Annotated in this window: 11 protein-coding genes; all 11 read right to left on the bottom strand. The window is 54.6% G+C overall.

Annotated features, from left to right (window positions below):
* Window positions 1-11: 11 nt before the first annotated feature.
* Entirely contained in the window at window positions 12-944 is a 933-nt protein-coding gene (spoVK, locus tag ACTVIM_RS06430) for a stage V sporulation protein K (RefSeq protein WP_033023188.1), read from the bottom strand.
* A gap of 303 nt (window positions 945-1,247) precedes the next feature.
* Window positions 1,248-1,475 carry an RNA chaperone Hfq gene (gene hfq, locus ACTVIM_RS06425; protein WP_445613980.1) on the bottom strand — a complete coding sequence of 76 codons (228 nt, stop codon included), beginning with the start codon at window positions 1,473-1,475 and terminating at the stop codon, window positions 1,248-1,250.
* A gap of 35 nt (window positions 1,476-1,510) precedes the next feature.
* A complete protein-coding gene (miaA, locus tag ACTVIM_RS06420; RefSeq protein ID WP_445613979.1) occupies window positions 1,511-2,458 on the bottom strand; it encodes a tRNA (adenosine(37)-N6)-dimethylallyltransferase MiaA in 948 nt (315 codons plus the stop codon).
* A gap of 351 nt (window positions 2,459-2,809) precedes the next feature.
* Window positions 2,810-4,507: a methyl-accepting chemotaxis protein gene (locus tag ACTVIM_RS06415; protein ID WP_445613978.1), complete on the bottom strand. Its 1,698-nt coding sequence runs from the start codon at window positions 4,505-4,507 to the stop codon at window positions 2,810-2,812.
* Window positions 4,508-4,838: 331 nt separating this feature from the next.
* Complete coding sequence (locus ACTVIM_RS06410; RefSeq protein WP_445613977.1) at window positions 4,839-6,188, bottom strand: MDR family MFS transporter; 1,350 nt, start codon at window positions 6,186-6,188, stop codon at window positions 4,839-4,841.
* A gap of 364 nt (window positions 6,189-6,552) precedes the next feature.
* Complete coding sequence (locus ACTVIM_RS06405) at window positions 6,553-7,572, bottom strand: C40 family peptidase (protein WP_033023180.1); 1,020 nt, start codon at window positions 7,570-7,572, stop codon at window positions 6,553-6,555.
* Window positions 7,573-7,857: 285 nt separating this feature from the next.
* Window positions 7,858-9,807 (bottom strand): DNA mismatch repair endonuclease MutL, encoded by a 1,950-nt coding sequence (gene mutL / locus ACTVIM_RS06400; protein ID WP_033023179.1) that lies wholly within the window; start codon window positions 9,805-9,807, stop codon window positions 7,858-7,860.
* 13 nt (window positions 9,808-9,820) lie between these two features.
* Window positions 9,821-12,508: a DNA mismatch repair protein MutS gene (gene mutS / locus ACTVIM_RS06395; RefSeq protein WP_033023168.1), complete on the bottom strand. Its 2,688-nt coding sequence runs from the start codon at window positions 12,506-12,508 to the stop codon at window positions 9,821-9,823.
* Between the two features lie 95 nt (window positions 12,509-12,603).
* Window positions 12,604-13,152 (bottom strand): outer spore coat protein CotE, encoded by a 549-nt coding sequence (locus tag ACTVIM_RS06390; protein WP_033023165.1) that lies wholly within the window; start codon window positions 13,150-13,152, stop codon window positions 12,604-12,606.
* A 282-nt stretch (window positions 13,153-13,434) separates the two neighbouring features.
* Window positions 13,435-13,866: a RicAFT regulatory complex protein RicA family protein gene (locus tag ACTVIM_RS06385; protein WP_033023162.1), complete on the bottom strand. Its 432-nt coding sequence runs from the start codon at window positions 13,864-13,866 to the stop codon at window positions 13,435-13,437.
* Window positions 13,844-15,439, bottom strand: a complete 1,596-nt coding sequence (miaB, locus tag ACTVIM_RS06380; protein ID WP_033023160.1) for a tRNA (N6-isopentenyl adenosine(37)-C2)-methylthiotransferase MiaB — start codon at window positions 15,437-15,439, stop codon at window positions 13,844-13,846. The genes ACTVIM_RS06385 and miaB overlap by 23 nt, the downstream gene beginning before the upstream one ends.
* Between the last annotated feature and the right edge of the window lie 139 nt (window positions 15,440-15,578).

The following is a 15,578-nucleotide window of genomic DNA, read 5'->3' as shown; positions in this document are numbered from 1 at the left end:
GGCTGGACAGATTACGCCTGAATGACAAGGTCGCGATCGCGGATCGTCATCAGCTCTTTTTTATCATAGCGTCCTTCATGAAGGAGGCGGACCGCCTGTTTGCGGATCGCTTTTTCGATCAAGTTGCGGATGTAGCGGCCGTTGCTGAACTTGAGGCGGCCGGTCGCTTCCAGCGTTCCTTCGAGATGAATGTATAGTTTCCGCTCCGCTTCCGGCGTCATTTCATATTCGCGCTCACGCAGCATTTGCTTGGCGATTTGCACGAGCTCCTCGACCGTGTAATCGGGAAACTCGATCGTCAACGGAAAGCGCGACGGCAAGCCCGGATTTAACGACAAAAAATAATCCATTTCTTTCGGATAGCCGGCCAAAATCACGACCAAGTCGTCGCAAAAGTCTTCCATTCCTTTCACCAGCGTGTCAATCGCTTCTTTGCCGAAGTCCTTCTCCCCGCCGCGGGCGAGCGAATACGCTTCATCGATGAACAAAATCCCCCCACGCGCTTTTTTAATCAAATCGCGCGTCTTGTTCGCCGTATGCCCGATGTACTCTCCGACCAAATCGGCCCGCTCCGCTTCAATGAAATGCCCTTTGGACAGGACGTTCATTTCGTAAAACAATTTGCCGAGCAAGCGTGCCACCGTCGTTTTGCCGGTGCCGGGATTGCCTTTGAAAATCATATGGAGCGCTTGCCGGCTCGATTTTAACCCGTTCTCTTTGCGCAGCCGGTTAATGTACAGCCACGCGTAAATTTCCTTGATCATCTTTTTCACATGTTCAAGGCCGATCAGCTGGTCAAGCTCCCGCTGAATGTTGCGAAGCGCTTGATGTTCTTCGCTATCCATCCAGTCGCTTGGCTCTTCCTTGATCAGATGGTTGACCGTTTTGGAATTGAGCACGATATTGATTTGCCCTTTCGCCTTATTCATCGTCAATTCTGACAAGGGGCGTCACCTCGCTTCCTGTTTTCTTCCCCCCGCGCCATTTTCACCGCGTCTTTGATGCCTCACCTTTTTGCTATTAATATACGTATGCCGCCGTCCATTCGTGACAATCGCCTAGAAGCCGGACAGCTGAGCAATGGGCAAAGGGAAGAAGGCGACAAGGAAAGTCTATACATGTTTATTCAGCAAGGAAGGCTTTTACGCATGCGAAGTCCCCCTTCGTTTGTGTCAGTTCCGCATGTTCACAGAAAAGACGCCCCGCTCGATGGGGCGTCTTTCCGTTCGGCGTTATGTACCGACAGCTTATTGCTCGGCATCGAAATGAATGTTCCGCTCCGGCGCAAACGTCGAAATGGCATGTTTGTAGATGAGCTGTTGCTTCCCTTGCACTTCAAGCAGCACGGTGAAGTTGTCAAACCCTTTAATGTACCCGCGCAGCTGGAAGCCGTTTAACAAGAAGACCGTCACTTGGATGCCTTCTTTGCGCAGCTGGTTCAAAAACTGATCTTGAATGTTGATGGCATTTTTCATCAAACGTCCTCCTCTTTTCTCTCTTAAAGATATGGTTATATATTCGCTTCGAGTTGAAGCTTTCCTGCTATGTAGTGAAAAATTTCCTCCGTTCTGGCGGGAAACGCAGCGAAGTCGGTCATGTCAAACCACGTCACCGGCATTTGGTTGCGAAACCATGTCAGCTGCCGTTTCGCGTAGCGGCGCGAATGTTGCTTCAATTGTTCGATCGCTTCCTCGAGGGAGACGCGGCCGTCAAAGTAGTCGTACAGCTCTTTGTAGCCGATCGCCTGCACCGCTTGGCAATCGCGGAATCCGCGATCGTAAAGGGACTTGGCCTCTTCGATCAGCCCTGCGGCGATCATGGCATCGACTCGTTCGTTAATGCGGCGGTAAAGCACGTCGCGCTCCGCCGTCAATCCGATGATGGCCGTTTCGTACAAAAGCCGTCGCTGCTGCCCCCGCTGCCATGCACTGAACGGTTTCCCGGTGCAATGATGCACTTCAAGCGCCCGAATGACGCGGCGGATGTTGTGCGGATGGATGCGCGCCGCGCTTTCCGGATCAACGGCCGAAAGCCGCCGATGGAGCACCTCCGGTCCTTGCTCGGCCGCCAGCTGCTTCAGCGTCCGGCGATACGCTTCATCGGACGGGGCGTCAGAAAACTGATAGTCATAGATCGCCGCTTGGATGTACAATCCGGTGCCGCCGACGATGATCGGCAACCGCCCGCGCGCGGAAATCTCGGCGATGAGCGTCCGGGCGAGCCGCTGAAACTCGACGACGGAAAACGGTTCGCATGGCTCCTTAATATCGATGAGGTGATGTGGAATTCCTTCCATTTCATCCGGCTTCACTTTCGCCGTGCCGATGTCCATTCCTTTATAAATTTGCATCGAATCGCCGCTGATAATTTCTCCGTCCAGCTTTTTGGCCAACGCAATGCCGAGCTTCGTTTTGCCGACCGCCGTCGGCCCCACGATGACAACGACTTTTCCACCCATAGCGCTTCACTGCTTTCCATGTCAGAACTCCTGTTCAAACACCATTATACTGAAAAACGGCAGCGCATGAAACCATTTCTTTCTTATCGTTTTCGCCATCCCGCCGTTCTTTTATACATGGCGCTTTCACTGCAAGCAAACGGGGTGTCCCTAAAGGCGCGGGACACCCTCTCTCATCGCTATATAGAAGCAGTAGCCGCTTCCCTGCCATACGATAGGTTATGTCTTTCTTGAGGGGCGATCGTCTTTTGGATCAGCCCTCTTCCGTTTCCGTATCTATGTGCGGACTGCTTCTGTCGCCCGATATGCCGCCCTTATCTCGAAGGGACACCACCTTTTCGGTCAGCCCCATCAAAGCGAAAATTTACGGACAATCGCCTGCAAATCATCGGCCATTCTCGCCAGCGCGGCGGAAGAAGCAGAAATTTCTTCCATCGATGCCAGCTGCTCCTCCGTCGCCGCCGAGACTTCTTGCGCGCCGGCGGACGTCGATTCGGCGACATCGGCGACTAGGCGGACAGAGCGGACGATTTGTTCGGAAGAAGCGGCCATCTCGCCGACCGCGGTGGATACATCGCGGATTTGCGCCGCGACTTCGTCGACGGCAGCGCGAATTTGCGCGAACGTTTCTCCTGAAGTCCGGATTACATTCGTCCCGGATGCGACTTCATTGACGACCGATTCCATCGATGCCACGGCATGAGCCGTCTCTTCTTGGATCGCGGCGATCAGCTCGGCGATTTGCTGCGCCGAGGCGGCCGATTGTTCCGCGAGCTTTCGCACTTCATCGGCGACGACGGCAAAGCCCCGGCCATGTTCACCGGCGCGCGCCGCTTCAATCGCCGCATTTAAGGCAAGCAAATTCGTCTGTGCCGCAATGGTGCGGATCGCTTCAATAATGGAACCGATTTGTTCGGAGCGATGGCCGAGCCCTTTGACCACCCCGGCAAGCTGTTCTACGGTGCGGTTCACGGTATCCATTTGCGCGACGCCCGCATCGATCGTTTTTCCGCCGTCAGCCGCCCGCTTTGACGTGTCGGCAGCGATGGCGACCACGCTCTGCGCGCGAGCGGAAACTTGCCCGATTTGTTCCGACATGGCATTAATGACCGACGATGTTTCTTCAACGCTTTGCATTTGTTGGTCGACCCCCGAGGCGACGCTCTGGACGGTCATGGCGATTTGTTCGGTCGCTTTGCTCGTCTGCTCAGCGCTGGCCGCCAACTGTTCGGAAGCAGCGGCGACTTGTTCGGCATTTTGCGCCACTTGTTGAATCACCTGACGCAAATTGTTCGCCATTTGTTCGAACGCGGCAGCCAGCTCGCCGATTTCATCGCGGTTGCGCACGCTTATGTTCGCCTCGCGCAAATCACCAGCTGCAATCCGCTTGGCCGCATCGGTGAGAGCAAGCAGCGGGCGGGACAGCGAGCGGCTGATATAGTAGCTGACAGCCGCCCCCACCGCGATCGTCAAGACGCCGACGATAAGAACAAGCTGGAGAACCGCCGCCGCCGATGCGCTCGCATCGCGGTTCGCCTGTTTCATCTCGCGCTCGTGCAACGCGGCCAATTGATCAATTTTTTGTTCAAACTGCGTGGTTAAATCGCGGCCCGTTGTCACGATCAGCGCCGTATATTGCTCAGTCTTGTTTTGATCCTTTAATTCAAACGTTTTTTGCCCGAGCTCATAAAACTGCTGTTCAAGCAAATCGAGTTCGGCCAGCTGCTGTTTTGTCGTTTCTTGGGTTGACGAAGCGGCCAGTTTTTCGCTCGTTTGTTTGTACGCTTCATGCGCTTTTTCGAAGTTTTCTTTGGATGTGGCATCTCCAGTCAGCAAGTAGCCGCGCATGCTGCCAACCTCACGGCGGATAAGCACCTCAAGTTCTTTCGTGTTGACTAGCTTGGGCACCCTTTTTTCGATGACGTCCGTATATGTACGGTCCAGTACGGAAATTTCGTAATAGGCAAAACCGACCAGCAGTGCGATGAGCACGTAAACGAGGCCAAACCCGGCGAACAGTTTTTTACGAACGGTCAATTTCATTGACATATCCCCCATCTGCAAGTAAATTTCCACCGCTCCTTCTATATTATCGGATCACGCGCCGGCAATGTTTAGCCTGTTCGAGCAGGAGAGACGCCTCTTTTTTTCGCGGCCAAACTGGCGCGCTGGTGCATCGTGGTCCGGTCCCGACCCCGATCCGTGATCCGTGTCCGCCGTTACGCTTGCGCTACCCGTTCGCACACCGGAAGGCGACCGCCGCTCCCTTTTGACTGTCGCCGGCTGTAATCCTTTTTCCCGGGCTTAACCGGCTACGCCGTCCATTTCGGCTCGTTCGGTCGGGTTGACCGTCGACCGCGGCGGAGGAAACCTTAACCTCCTACGCCGTCCCTTCCGGCTCCCATGTGTTGCCGCCCGCCTCAGCTTGATCGCGGATTAAAAACGACGTCGCAAGAGCAACGATGCTGCCGATGAACCCAAACAAAAACAGGTGGTGAATGCCGGTTATAAAGGTCGGGGCCTGCGCCAAAAACGCCCCCATCACTGTGACGCCGATCGCCGTGCCGATATTGCGGCAAAACATAAAAAACGACGTCGCAATTCCTTTTTCATGAGCGTCAGCCAGCTGCTGCGAACCGATGATCCCAACGGTCGACGTCAAGCCGAACGACAGTCCTTGCAAAAACATGATGAAAAAGACGTACCAAAACCCATGGCTTTCGTTCAGCAAGGCAAGCAAAAGGCCGGAAGCGACAAGCAGCACGTTGCCGATGATCAGAAGCGAGCGGTAGCCATAGCGCAAAATCCACTTCCCCGCCGGCACGGCGGCGATCATCCAGCCGACCGACGAGCCAAGCAGCGCCACGCCGCTCATAAACACGGACAAGTGGGCGACATTTTGCAAAAACAGCGGAATGTAGCTTGACGTCCCAAACAAAGCGACACAGCTGACAAAGCCGTTAATGTTCATCCATTTCAGCGTCCGATGATGGACAAGCGACAGCGGCACGAGCGGAGATGGCTGCCGTTTTTCAAAATAATAAAAGGCGACAAGCAACAGCGCCCCAGCCGCACCGTACCACCATTGCCCTCGTTCAACGACCGTCACAAGCAAAAGCAAGCTGATCGCCGCCGCAAACAGCGCCGCGCCCATATAGTCGACCGCCGCCCGCTTCGGTTCATACACTTCTTGATACGGAAGCAAGGTCAAAAGCGAGAGCAAGCAAATCGGGATGTTGACGTAAAAGATCCAGCGCCATGTCGCATACTCGACAAACAACGAGCCGAGCAGCGGGGCGAGCACCGCCGAAATTCCCCACATGGCCGTAAAAAACGCTTGGATTTTTCCGCGCTTTTCCACTGGAAACAAATCGCCGGCGATAATCGCGGGAAACGGCATCATAAACCCGGCCCCCACCCCTTGCAAGGCGCGGAACACCACAAGCTGCACCATGTTTTGCGACAAGCCGCAAAGAAGCGAGCCGATTAAAAAGAACATAATGCCAAAGCTGAATACTTTTTTGCGGCCAAACAAGTCCGAGAGGCGGCCAGCGATCGGCGACAAGACCGTCGTCGTAATCATGTACGATGCGAACGCCCACGCGTACAAAGAAAATCCGCCGAGTTCGTTCGCGATGATCGGCATCGTCGTATTCATGATGGTCGTATCCATCGACGCGACGAGCATCGCCAAGACGATGCTGACCATGACCGATAAGCGGCTGTTCATGCGAATGACCTCCTTTTTTATCCACTACGAATAATTTATTTTACACGATCCAACGCCGGCGCACAAAATCATATGCGCTGCAAACCAAAAACGATGACAGCTAGACACAGAAAACAAAGCGACTTGGCGATCTCCATGATCGTCGCTCTTCCAAGAAGCGGCCATTGACAAATCGGAGCACAAAACCTATGAAGTTTTTCCATTTGCAAAGCAAAGCGGTCAAGCCTCCTTGCCCCGTTCATTGCCTGCGAACCGGCATAAAAAAGGCCGCCCGCCAAAGCCACAAAGCGCTTTACGCGAGCAGCCTTCCGCCGCCTTCGGTGATACGTTTAGGCGACAGGCCAAACGCCTCTTCTCTATTCCATTAGTTAAGCACCCGAACCGCTTTGACAAACCGCGTTTTCCAATAAGAAGACGTCAGCGATGAATACGTGACCCCCAGCGAAACAGTCGCGTTGATCATTTGCCCGTTGCCGGCGTAAATGCCAACGTGGTTGATCGTGCCGTTTGAATCGGTGTCAAAAAAGACGAGATCGCCTTTTTGCAACTGGCTAAACGACACCGTTCTTCCGGCTTGCGCTTGAGCGGATGACGAGCGCGGCAGCGAAATGCCCGCCTCGCTAAAGACGCGCATCGTAAACGACGAGCAGTCAAACACATCGGTGCGCGACGGGTTCGCCCCGTACAAATATCTCGCTCCTAAATATTTTTCGCCGATTTCGATGATTTGGTCAGCCAGTGAAACGGACGATTCAGCCGAAACCGGTTTGACGGCCGATACGTTTTGTTCGGCGCGGACAGCCGTCATCCCCCCGGCCACTTTTATGGCTTGGCCGACACGAATCACGTGCGGGTTCGTAATTTGCGGGTTCAGCGCCAACAAGCGGTCCACGGTCGTTTGAAACTGGTTGGCAATCCCCGACAATGTATCCCCTTTTTGAACGATGTATTGGCCGTTCACAGCCGCGGCCGCCGGCTTGACAGTGTATGTATTTGCGCTTGCCCGCCCTGCTACTTGCAGCGCTTGTCCGGCGCGGATAAAATTCGGATCGGCAATGCTTGGATTCAGCTGGAGCAACACCTCCACGGTCGTGCCAAATTTTTGGGCAATGCCGCTTAACGTGTCGCCGGACTGAACGGTGTATGTATTGGTAACAGCTTGTTCGCTCCCGCTTTGTTCATCGATTTGCAACACTTGGCCTGGAAAAATGAAATCGGACGGTAACTGGTTTTGCTGCTTTAACCGCTCAACGGTCGTATCATAGTGCCTCGCAATCTCCCAAAGCGTGTCGCCTTTTTGCACCGTATAGCTGGCCGCAAAAGCAGAATGGCCGGCCAGCAGCGAACCGATCAACGTGCTTGTCCACACAAACGTCTTTTTCACGCTGCATCCCCCTAGCTGTCTATATTCTGATCCGTTTTTGACAACATTCGCTATGACTCTACAAAATTCGGCATGTATTCCTGCACATGAGCCATTATAGTAAAATCCAAACAACTCGTCTGTAACAAAACGAAGAAAAGTAGATTACAAAACGATTACAAAAAGGGCTAGCCCAAAAGGTTGTCTGCCTTCAAGATCGGCACAACCGATCGTGCGGCAGAAGCAGTCAGCACGTATATCGAGCAACGAAAGAGGGTGTCCCGATCCTTTTGGGACACCCTCCATTTACATTACCCGTTTAAATAACTTTTCAATTTCATAAGTTGAAAAATGGACGATGATCGGCCGGCCGTGCGGACAGGTGAACGGGTCGGTCGTCTTCCGCAGCGCCTCGAGCAACGCAAAGATTTCATCGTCGCGCAAATGACGGTTGGCTTTAATCGCCTGCTTGCAACTCATCATAATGGCGGCTTGCTCGCGCAGCTTCTTGATATCGACCGTTTTGGTTGCCAGCGCGTCCGCGATCATTTCCTCGATGATTTCTTTTTCTTTCCCTTTCGGAAACCATACGGGATGGGAGCGAACAACAAACGCCCGCGGACCGAACGGCTCAAGAAACACGCCGCAGCGGGCGAGTTCGTCGCGGCAGGCGACGAGGCGCTCGTATTCATCGGCCGGATATTCCAATGTCAGCGGGACGAGCAGCTCTTGCACCTCGTTAGACACTTGAGCCAGTTTTTCGCGGAAATATTCGTAATAGATCCGTTCTTGGGCTGCGTGTTGATCGATCATATACAGCCCTTGTTCATTTTCGGCCAAGATGTACGTTCCGTGCAGCTGGCCGATCGGATAAAGCGGGGGAAGGCGATCAGTTTGCTTTGTCTCCGTTTGTCCGTCAGCAGGCAGCGGCGGCGCCTCTGGTTTGTCCCCGCCATCCGCATGCGGTCGAGCAACGGGCGAAGCAGAGGCAGCGTCTTCCTTTTCTCCGTTTCCAACGTCAGCGGATGGCGACGGGGAAAACGGCCGCCCAGCAGACGGGGGCATCGTTCCCGTCTGTCCGCTTTCCCCACCGATGCGCGCGTTCGCCTCCTCGTTGTCAAGCCCCGGCATCGTCCCTGCCCGTTCGCGGTTCTCCCTCTGGCTGTCCGACTCCGCGGGCGGTTCATGAACATGATGGGCGAACGTAAACGAAGCTTGCTCCGTTTTCGGTTTGACCGTCTTGTTGGCCGCTGATACGGGCGGAATGAGTGTTCGCCGCCGGAACGCCTCGCGGATGGCAGATGCAACGAGCTCTTGCAGCTCCGCTTCTTTGCTGAAGCGGACTTCCAGTTTGGCCGGATGGACGTTGACATCTACGAGCACCGGATCCATTTCGATGGCGAGAACTACGATCGGATAGCGGCCGATCGGCAAAAGGGTATGGTAGCCGGCTTCAATCGCCTTCACCAGCGGCGCGCTGCGCACGTAGCGTCCGTTGACAACGAGCGACATGGCATGGCGCGAGGCGCGCGTCACCTCAGGCGGCGACAGGTAGCCGCGGACGAGAAAATCAAGCGACTCCGCTTCCATCGGAATCATCTGTTTCGCCGTCTCGGCACCGTAAATGGCAGCGAGCACGTGCCGGACATCGCCGCTGCCGTTCGTCAGAAGGAGCGTTTTGCCGTGATGGCGAAGCCGGAACGACACGTCGGGATGGGCGAGCGCAAGCCGTTGAACGACATCGACGGCATGGCCGAGCTCGGTGTGAATCGTTTTCATATATTTCAAGCGCGCCGGCGTATTGAAAAATAAGTTCGATACGGTCAAATCGGTCCCTTTGCGCGCTGCCGCCCGCTCGCGCGACAACAACCGGCCGCCTTGAAGCACCAGCTTCGTGCCCGGGCCGCTTCCCGTGCTTGTCACCAGCTCGACTTCCGATACCGCGGCGATGCTCGGCAGCGCCTCGCCGCGAAAACCGAGCGTGCGGATGCGAAACAAATCATGCTCATCTTCAATTTTGCTGGTCGCATGCCGCTCAAAAGCAAGAAGGCTATCGTCTTCCTCCATTCCGTCGCCGTTGTCGATGACGCGAATTTTCGTCATCCCGGCCTCTTCCAATTCAATTTCAATCGCTGTGCTATGGGCGTCAATGGCGTTTTCAACGAGCTCTTTGACGACCGAAGCCGGCCGCTCAACCACTTCGCCGGCGGCGATTTTATTCGCCAGCAAATCATCGAGTTTGCGGATGCGTCCCATCGCTTCTCCCCCCTTACTTCAGGAGCTTTTGCAGCTCATACAGCTTGTTCAGCGCCTCCAGCGGGGTCATCTCGAGCAAATGGAGGTCTTTCAGCGCCGCGAGCACCTTTTTTTCTTTTTGGGAAAGGGAGGTTTCCACAGGCGCGGGGGCAAGATCGGGAAACATGGTGAGCTGCTCGACCACCGTTTCTCGCTCCCGCTCTTTTCTTTCGCCCGCCGCCCGGCTCGGCGGCCGTCCGCCCGCTTGTCCTCCTGTTTTGGCAGGCGCGTCCTCTTCATCGGCCTGCGGACTGCGCACAGACGATTCCGCCGCTTCCCGCTTCGGTGTGGATTGTTCCCATTCGGCCAAAAGACAGCGGGCCCGCTCAATGAGCGAAGAGGGCAGCCCAGCCAGTTCGGCGACATGGATGCCGTAGCTCTTGTCGGCGGCACCAGCGGCGATTTGATGGAGGAAAACGACCTTTCCATTTTCTTCAACCGCACGGGCATGGACGTTCACAAGCCGAGGCAGCGTCTCTTCCAGTGCGGTCAGCTCATGATAATGCGTGCTAAACAGCGTTTTCGCACCGATTCGGTCGTGAATATATTCAATGATCGCCTGAGCGAGCGCCATGCCGTCGTACGTCGATGTGCCGCGTCCGATCTCATCGAATAAAATGAGACTGTTTTGCGTCGCATGGACGATGGCGTGGCGCGCCTCAAGCATTTCCACCATAAACGTGCTCTGCCCGGCCGCTAAATCATCGGCCGCCCCGATGCGGGTGAACACTTGGTCAAAGATCGGCAACACCGCCCGTTCCGCCGGAACGAAGCAGCCGATTTGCGCCATGATGGCGGTGAGCGCCACTTGCCGCATGTACGTGCTTTTCCCGGCCATGTTCGGCCCGGTGATGAGCAGCATTTCCCGCTCGCGGTCCATATAGCAGTCATTCGGCACATACGTTTGCGTGCCGAGCACTTTTTCGACAACCGGATGGCGCCCCCCTTGAATGGCCAAGACGCGCTCCGTGGAAAATTGCGGGCGCACGTAGCGGCGCTCGTCGCTCACCGCGGCGAACGATTGCAGCACATCGAGCTCGGCAATGGCTTTCGCCAGCGTCTGCAGGCGCGGGATGTATTGCTTCGCTTGCTCGCGAATGGCGACAAACAGCTCATATTCGAGCTCGATGCTTTTTTCCTCGGCCTCTAAAATCAGCGCTTCTTTTTCTTTTAACTCGGGAGTGATAAAACGTTCCGCGTTGGCGAGCGTCTGCTTCCGCTCATAGCGCCCCTCTGGCACGAGCGGAAGGTTCGGCTTTGTCACCTCAATGTAATAGCCAAACACGCGGTTGTAGCCCACTTTCAGCGACTTGATGCCGGTCGCTTCCCGCTCCTTCGCCTCCAGTTCGGCGATCCACGCCTTGCCGTTGCGGCTCGCGTCACGATAGCGATCAAGGCGTTGGTCATATCCGTCTTTGATGATATTCCCTTCCTTGACGGAAAGCGGCGGCTGTTCTTGAATCGAACGCTCGAGCAACTCGACGAGCTCTTCGCACGGGTCGAGCCGCTCGGCGAGCCGCCCGGCTTCCGAAAGCGGCAGCGCGCCGACCGTCCGGCGGAGCGCCGGCACTTCAAGGAGCGATTTTTTCAACTGTACGAGGTCGCGGGCGTTGGCGTTCCCGTAAGAAATGCGGCCGGCCAAGCGTTCGATGTCGTAGACGCTGCGAAGTCCGCTGCGCAGCTCTTGACGTTCGAAATACGCTGCTTTCAATGTTTCGACGAAATCGAGGCGCCGTTCGATCTCCTCGCGGTTCACAAGCGGGCGGTCGAGCCATTGTTTCAGCAGACGGCCGCCCATCGCCGTCACCGTTTCATCCAACAGCCATAACAGCGAGCCTTTCCGCCCTTTCAAGCGGACGGTTTCGACCAGTTCCAAATGCTGTTTCGAATGCCGGTCCATTTTCATATACTGGTCGACTTGATACAGTTCGGCCGGCTGCAAATGATCAAGCCGGCGCTTCTGCGTGCGGACAAGATAATGAAGCAGACGGGCAAGCGTTGAACGGAGCTTTTCTTGCCCGACGTGCCCGGCGACGCGATCCCACTCGTCCCGCCACGCCGCTTCATCTTCATAAGAAACGGTCGCTGCGAACCGTTCTTTCAACTCGCGCACCCATCCGTCATCGCTGTCTGACGAAACGACGAGCTCCCGCGCCCGAATAGCATGGAGCTCATTGGCCGTCTCCTCCCAAGACGACAGCAGCGTCAGCCGCACTTCCCCGGTCGACAAATCCGCGTAAGCCAATCCGTATGTACCATCCGCAAACGGCGTAAGCGCCGCCAAGTAGCAGTTTTCCTTGTCGGAAAGCCCCTTTCCTTCCATGAGCGTACCCGGGGTGATGAGCTGCACCACTTCGCGGCGCACAACCCCTTTGGCCGCTTTCGGATCTTCGACTTGCTCGCAAATCGCGACTTTGTATCCCTTTTCGATCAGCTGTTCAATGTATCCTTGCGCCGAATGGTACGGCACCCCGCACATCGGCACCCGTTCATCGCCGCCTGCGTCGCGGCTCGTTAATGTGATTTCCAGCTCCTGCGCCGCCTTGATGGCGTCGTCAAAAAACAGTTCGTAAAAGTCGCCAAGCCGAAAGAACAAAAACGCGTCCGGATATTGTGCTTTAATATGCAAATATTGCTGGATCATCGGTGTATACGACGGCATTGCTTCTCCCAACCTTTTTTGCCCGAAGGCTCATTGATTGCGCTACTATTATAACAAGCGGCAAAAGAAAAAACTAGGAAAGAAATTTCCTAGTTTTACTCTTCCTCACCAAGCAGCAGTTCAGGGCTTAAATCTTCCAATTCCTCGTCAAGGTCATCATCGTCGCAGAAATCATCGTCTTGGCCGCAGCCTTCTGGGTTGATGGCAACGCATACTTTCGTTTCGCCGATCACTTCGGCGACGAACTCCCGCTCGACATCGACGACGATTTTGTTGCCGTTCGGCGAAATCGTGCATTCGAGGCAGTTCGGCTGCTGGATGACGCGGACGATAATATCGGTGTCGTCGCTAATTAAATGGTCTTTATCACGGTATTTTAACTTGACCACATCAGTGTACGAGACCGTTTCCGTAACGACTTCCGTTTTCGTATTGTTGTTGTACGAATACCAGACGTTAATGTCGTAGTGGCCGTGAATTTCGACGGTTTTATCGCATTTTTTCGCTTCATAGCGGTGGTTGATGATCCAGCAGCCAAGAATGCTTGACGGGCGGTTCGGCGCCGTCACCGTATGGGTCGATTGCGTAAACTTGCGCCCTTTGCCGACAACGGCTTTTGTAATAATTTCCCTGTATTCAGACATCGAACGGAACCCTCCTCAAATGAATCTTCATTTCATCCTATGCGCCATCTCCGCTAATGTGCACAGCAAATGAATCATTATTCCGTATAGTTCATTGTATGCGCCCGCTCCGTTCGATGTGCCTTCTTTTTTGCCGCTGGCGGCGGAAGCGCCGACCCAATCCTTTCGGTTAGCGCTAGGAGGCCGGAGAAGATCGATGTTCCTTTTTCCATCGGCCGATGAAAAAAAAGCGCCCCCGCTTAAGGGACGCTTTTGACCCGTCTCTTCCGCTCCGCCAGCGTTTTAATGGCAGCCGCCGGGCTTGCTGTGACGAAGCGCGGCACCCGTTTCACCACGCAGCACGTCACCGCCGGTCGAAGCGAGAATTTCGTCGGTGACCGTATTGGAAATCGTCGAGGCGACGAGCTGAAGCAAATCGTTCACATCGGCTTGCGATTGCTGGAATTCGCTGACGATCGGGATTTGCGACAACTGTTCGTAAATGGCGTCAATTTGCTGCTCGACTTTTTTCAACGCCTCGCGTTTGCCGTAATGCTGGAGGTTGACCGCCTGCTTTTGCAGCGATTTCAACTCGTTGATCAGCGCGCGCACTTTTTCGTTTTGATGGATTTTTTCTTCGGCCCGTTTGAAAAAGTCGACTTCTTCCGTTTCGGCGATCATTTTGGCGAGCTGCTTCGCCTGCGCCAATACATCATCCCGCGTATACTTTGCCATCCTTTTTCACCTCCATCGCTTCGTTCACCAGCTCGCCTGTCAGCGTCCACGTCTTCGCCTGCGTAATGCGCACGTTGACCAATCGGCCGATGAGCGATTTCGGGCCGACGAAGTGGACGAGCTTGTTTTTGCGCGTATAACCCGCCAATACATCCGGGTTCGTTTTGCTTTCGCCTTCTACGAGCACTTCGACGACTTGCCCTTCGTATTGCTTCATTTTCTTGGCTGCGATTTCTTGTACAAGGTCGTTCAGCCGCTTGAGCCGCTCTTTTTTCACTTTCATCGGCACGTTGTCTTTCATGTTCGCCGCCGGCGTGCCTTCGCGCGGCGAGTAAATGAACGTGTACGCCGAGTCAAACTCGACTTCACGGTAAAGCGACAGCGTTTCTTCAAACTGCTCGTCTGTCTCGTTCGGGAAGCCGACGATAATATCGGTCGTCAACGCGACATCCGGAATGGCGGCTTTGATTTTGCGGACGAGCTCCAAATATTCCTCGCGCGTATACTTGCGACCCATCATTTTCAAAATTTCCGTGCTGCCTGATTGCACTGGCAGATGAATATGCTCAACCAAGTTGCCGCGTTTGGCGAGCACTTCGATGAGCCGGTCGTCAAAGTCGCGCGGATGGCTCGTCGTGAAACGAATGCGTGCAATATCGATTTTGCGCAGTTCATCCATTAAATCGCCAAGGCCGTACTGGATGTCGGTGAAATCTTTCCCGTAAGCGTTGACGTTTTGCCCGAGCAGCGTAATTTCTTTGTAGCCTTGGGCGGCGAGCTGGCGCACTTCTTGGATGATGTCTTCCGGGCGGCGGCTCCGCTCTTTGCCGCGCGTATACGGGACGATGCAGTACGTGCAAAACTTGTCGCAGCCGTACATGATGTTGACCCACGCTTTAATGTTTCCTTTGCGCGCTTTCGGCAAGTTTTCGACGACGTCCCCTTCTTTTGACCATACTTCGACGACCATTTCTTTCGACATGTACGCCTCATGCAAAATGTACGGCAAGCGATGGATGTTGTGCGTGCCGAAAATCATGTCGACGTATTGGTATTGCTTTAAAATTTTGTTGACGACCGCTTCTTCTTGCGACATACAGCCGCACACGCCAAGCAATAAGTCCGGGTTCGTCGTTTTAAGCGGCTTTAAGTAGCCGAGCTCGCCGAACACTTTGTTTTCCGCGTTTTCGCGGATCGCACACGTGTTGAGCAAAATGACGTTTGCGTCTTCCGGCCGGTCGGTCGGCTCATAGCCGAGCGCCATGAAAATGCCGGCCATCACTTCCGTGTCATGCTCGTTCATCTGGCAGCCGTACGTGCGGATGTAAAATTTCCGCCCGCGCCCCATGCCGCGGAATTCATCGGGAATCGCAAAGTCTTTCACATATTGCACTTCTTCCTTGCCGCGTTTTTTCGCTTCTTTTAAATTCGGCGGGAGAAAGACGCTCGAGAAGTATTTCTCATAGTCTTTCGACGTTTTCGCTTTCAGCCGGTCCAAGGCGGATTTTCTGTCCGCTGGATGGCTTTCCGTTTTGATTTGTCCCGTTTGCTCCAAACGTTGTTTTTCGTTCATCGCAATCGCGATCTCCTTTCTGTCCAACATCATTGCATGATTCTCGCAAAATTCTTCCAAACTACACATTATCATAGTATATCGTCAACTGCCAAGAAACACAACGGGAATTGTTCCGGAAGCCCGGAACATATCATGA

Source organism: Geobacillus sp. YF-1 (assembly GCF_052692335.1).
This window is presented reverse-complemented; position numbering and strand designations above follow the sequence as displayed.

Coding starts and splice junctions, on each gene's coding strand:
- hfq (WP_445613980.1), bottom strand. CDS start 1,475: ATGAAAAATGCCATCAACATTCAAGATCAGTTTTTGAACCAGCTGCGC.
- miaA (WP_445613979.1), bottom strand. CDS start 2,458: ATGGGTGGAAAAGTCGTTGTCATCGTGGGGCCGACGGCGGTCGGCAAA.
- ACTVIM_RS06415 (WP_445613978.1), bottom strand. CDS start 4,507: ATGTCAATGAAATTGACCGTTCGTAAAAAACTGTTCGCCGGGTTTGGC.
- ACTVIM_RS06410 (WP_445613977.1), bottom strand. CDS start 6,188: ATGAACAGCCGCTTATCGGTCATGGTCAGCATCGTCTTGGCGATGCTC.
- mutL (WP_033023179.1), bottom strand. CDS start 9,807: ATGGGACGCATCCGCAAACTCGATGATTTGCTGGCGAATAAAATCGCC.
- mutS (WP_033023168.1), bottom strand. CDS start 12,508: ATGCCGTCGTATACACCGATGATCCAGCAATATTTGCATATTAAAGCA.
- ACTVIM_RS06390 (WP_033023165.1), bottom strand. CDS start 13,152: ATGTCTGAATACAGGGAAATTATTACAAAAGCCGTTGTCGGCAAAGGG.
- ACTVIM_RS06385 (WP_033023162.1), bottom strand. CDS start 13,866: ATGGCAAAGTATACGCGGGATGATGTATTGGCGCAGGCGAAGCAGCTC.
- miaB (WP_033023160.1), bottom strand. CDS start 15,439: ATGAACGAAAAACAACGTTTGGAGCAAACGGGACAAATCAAAACGGAA.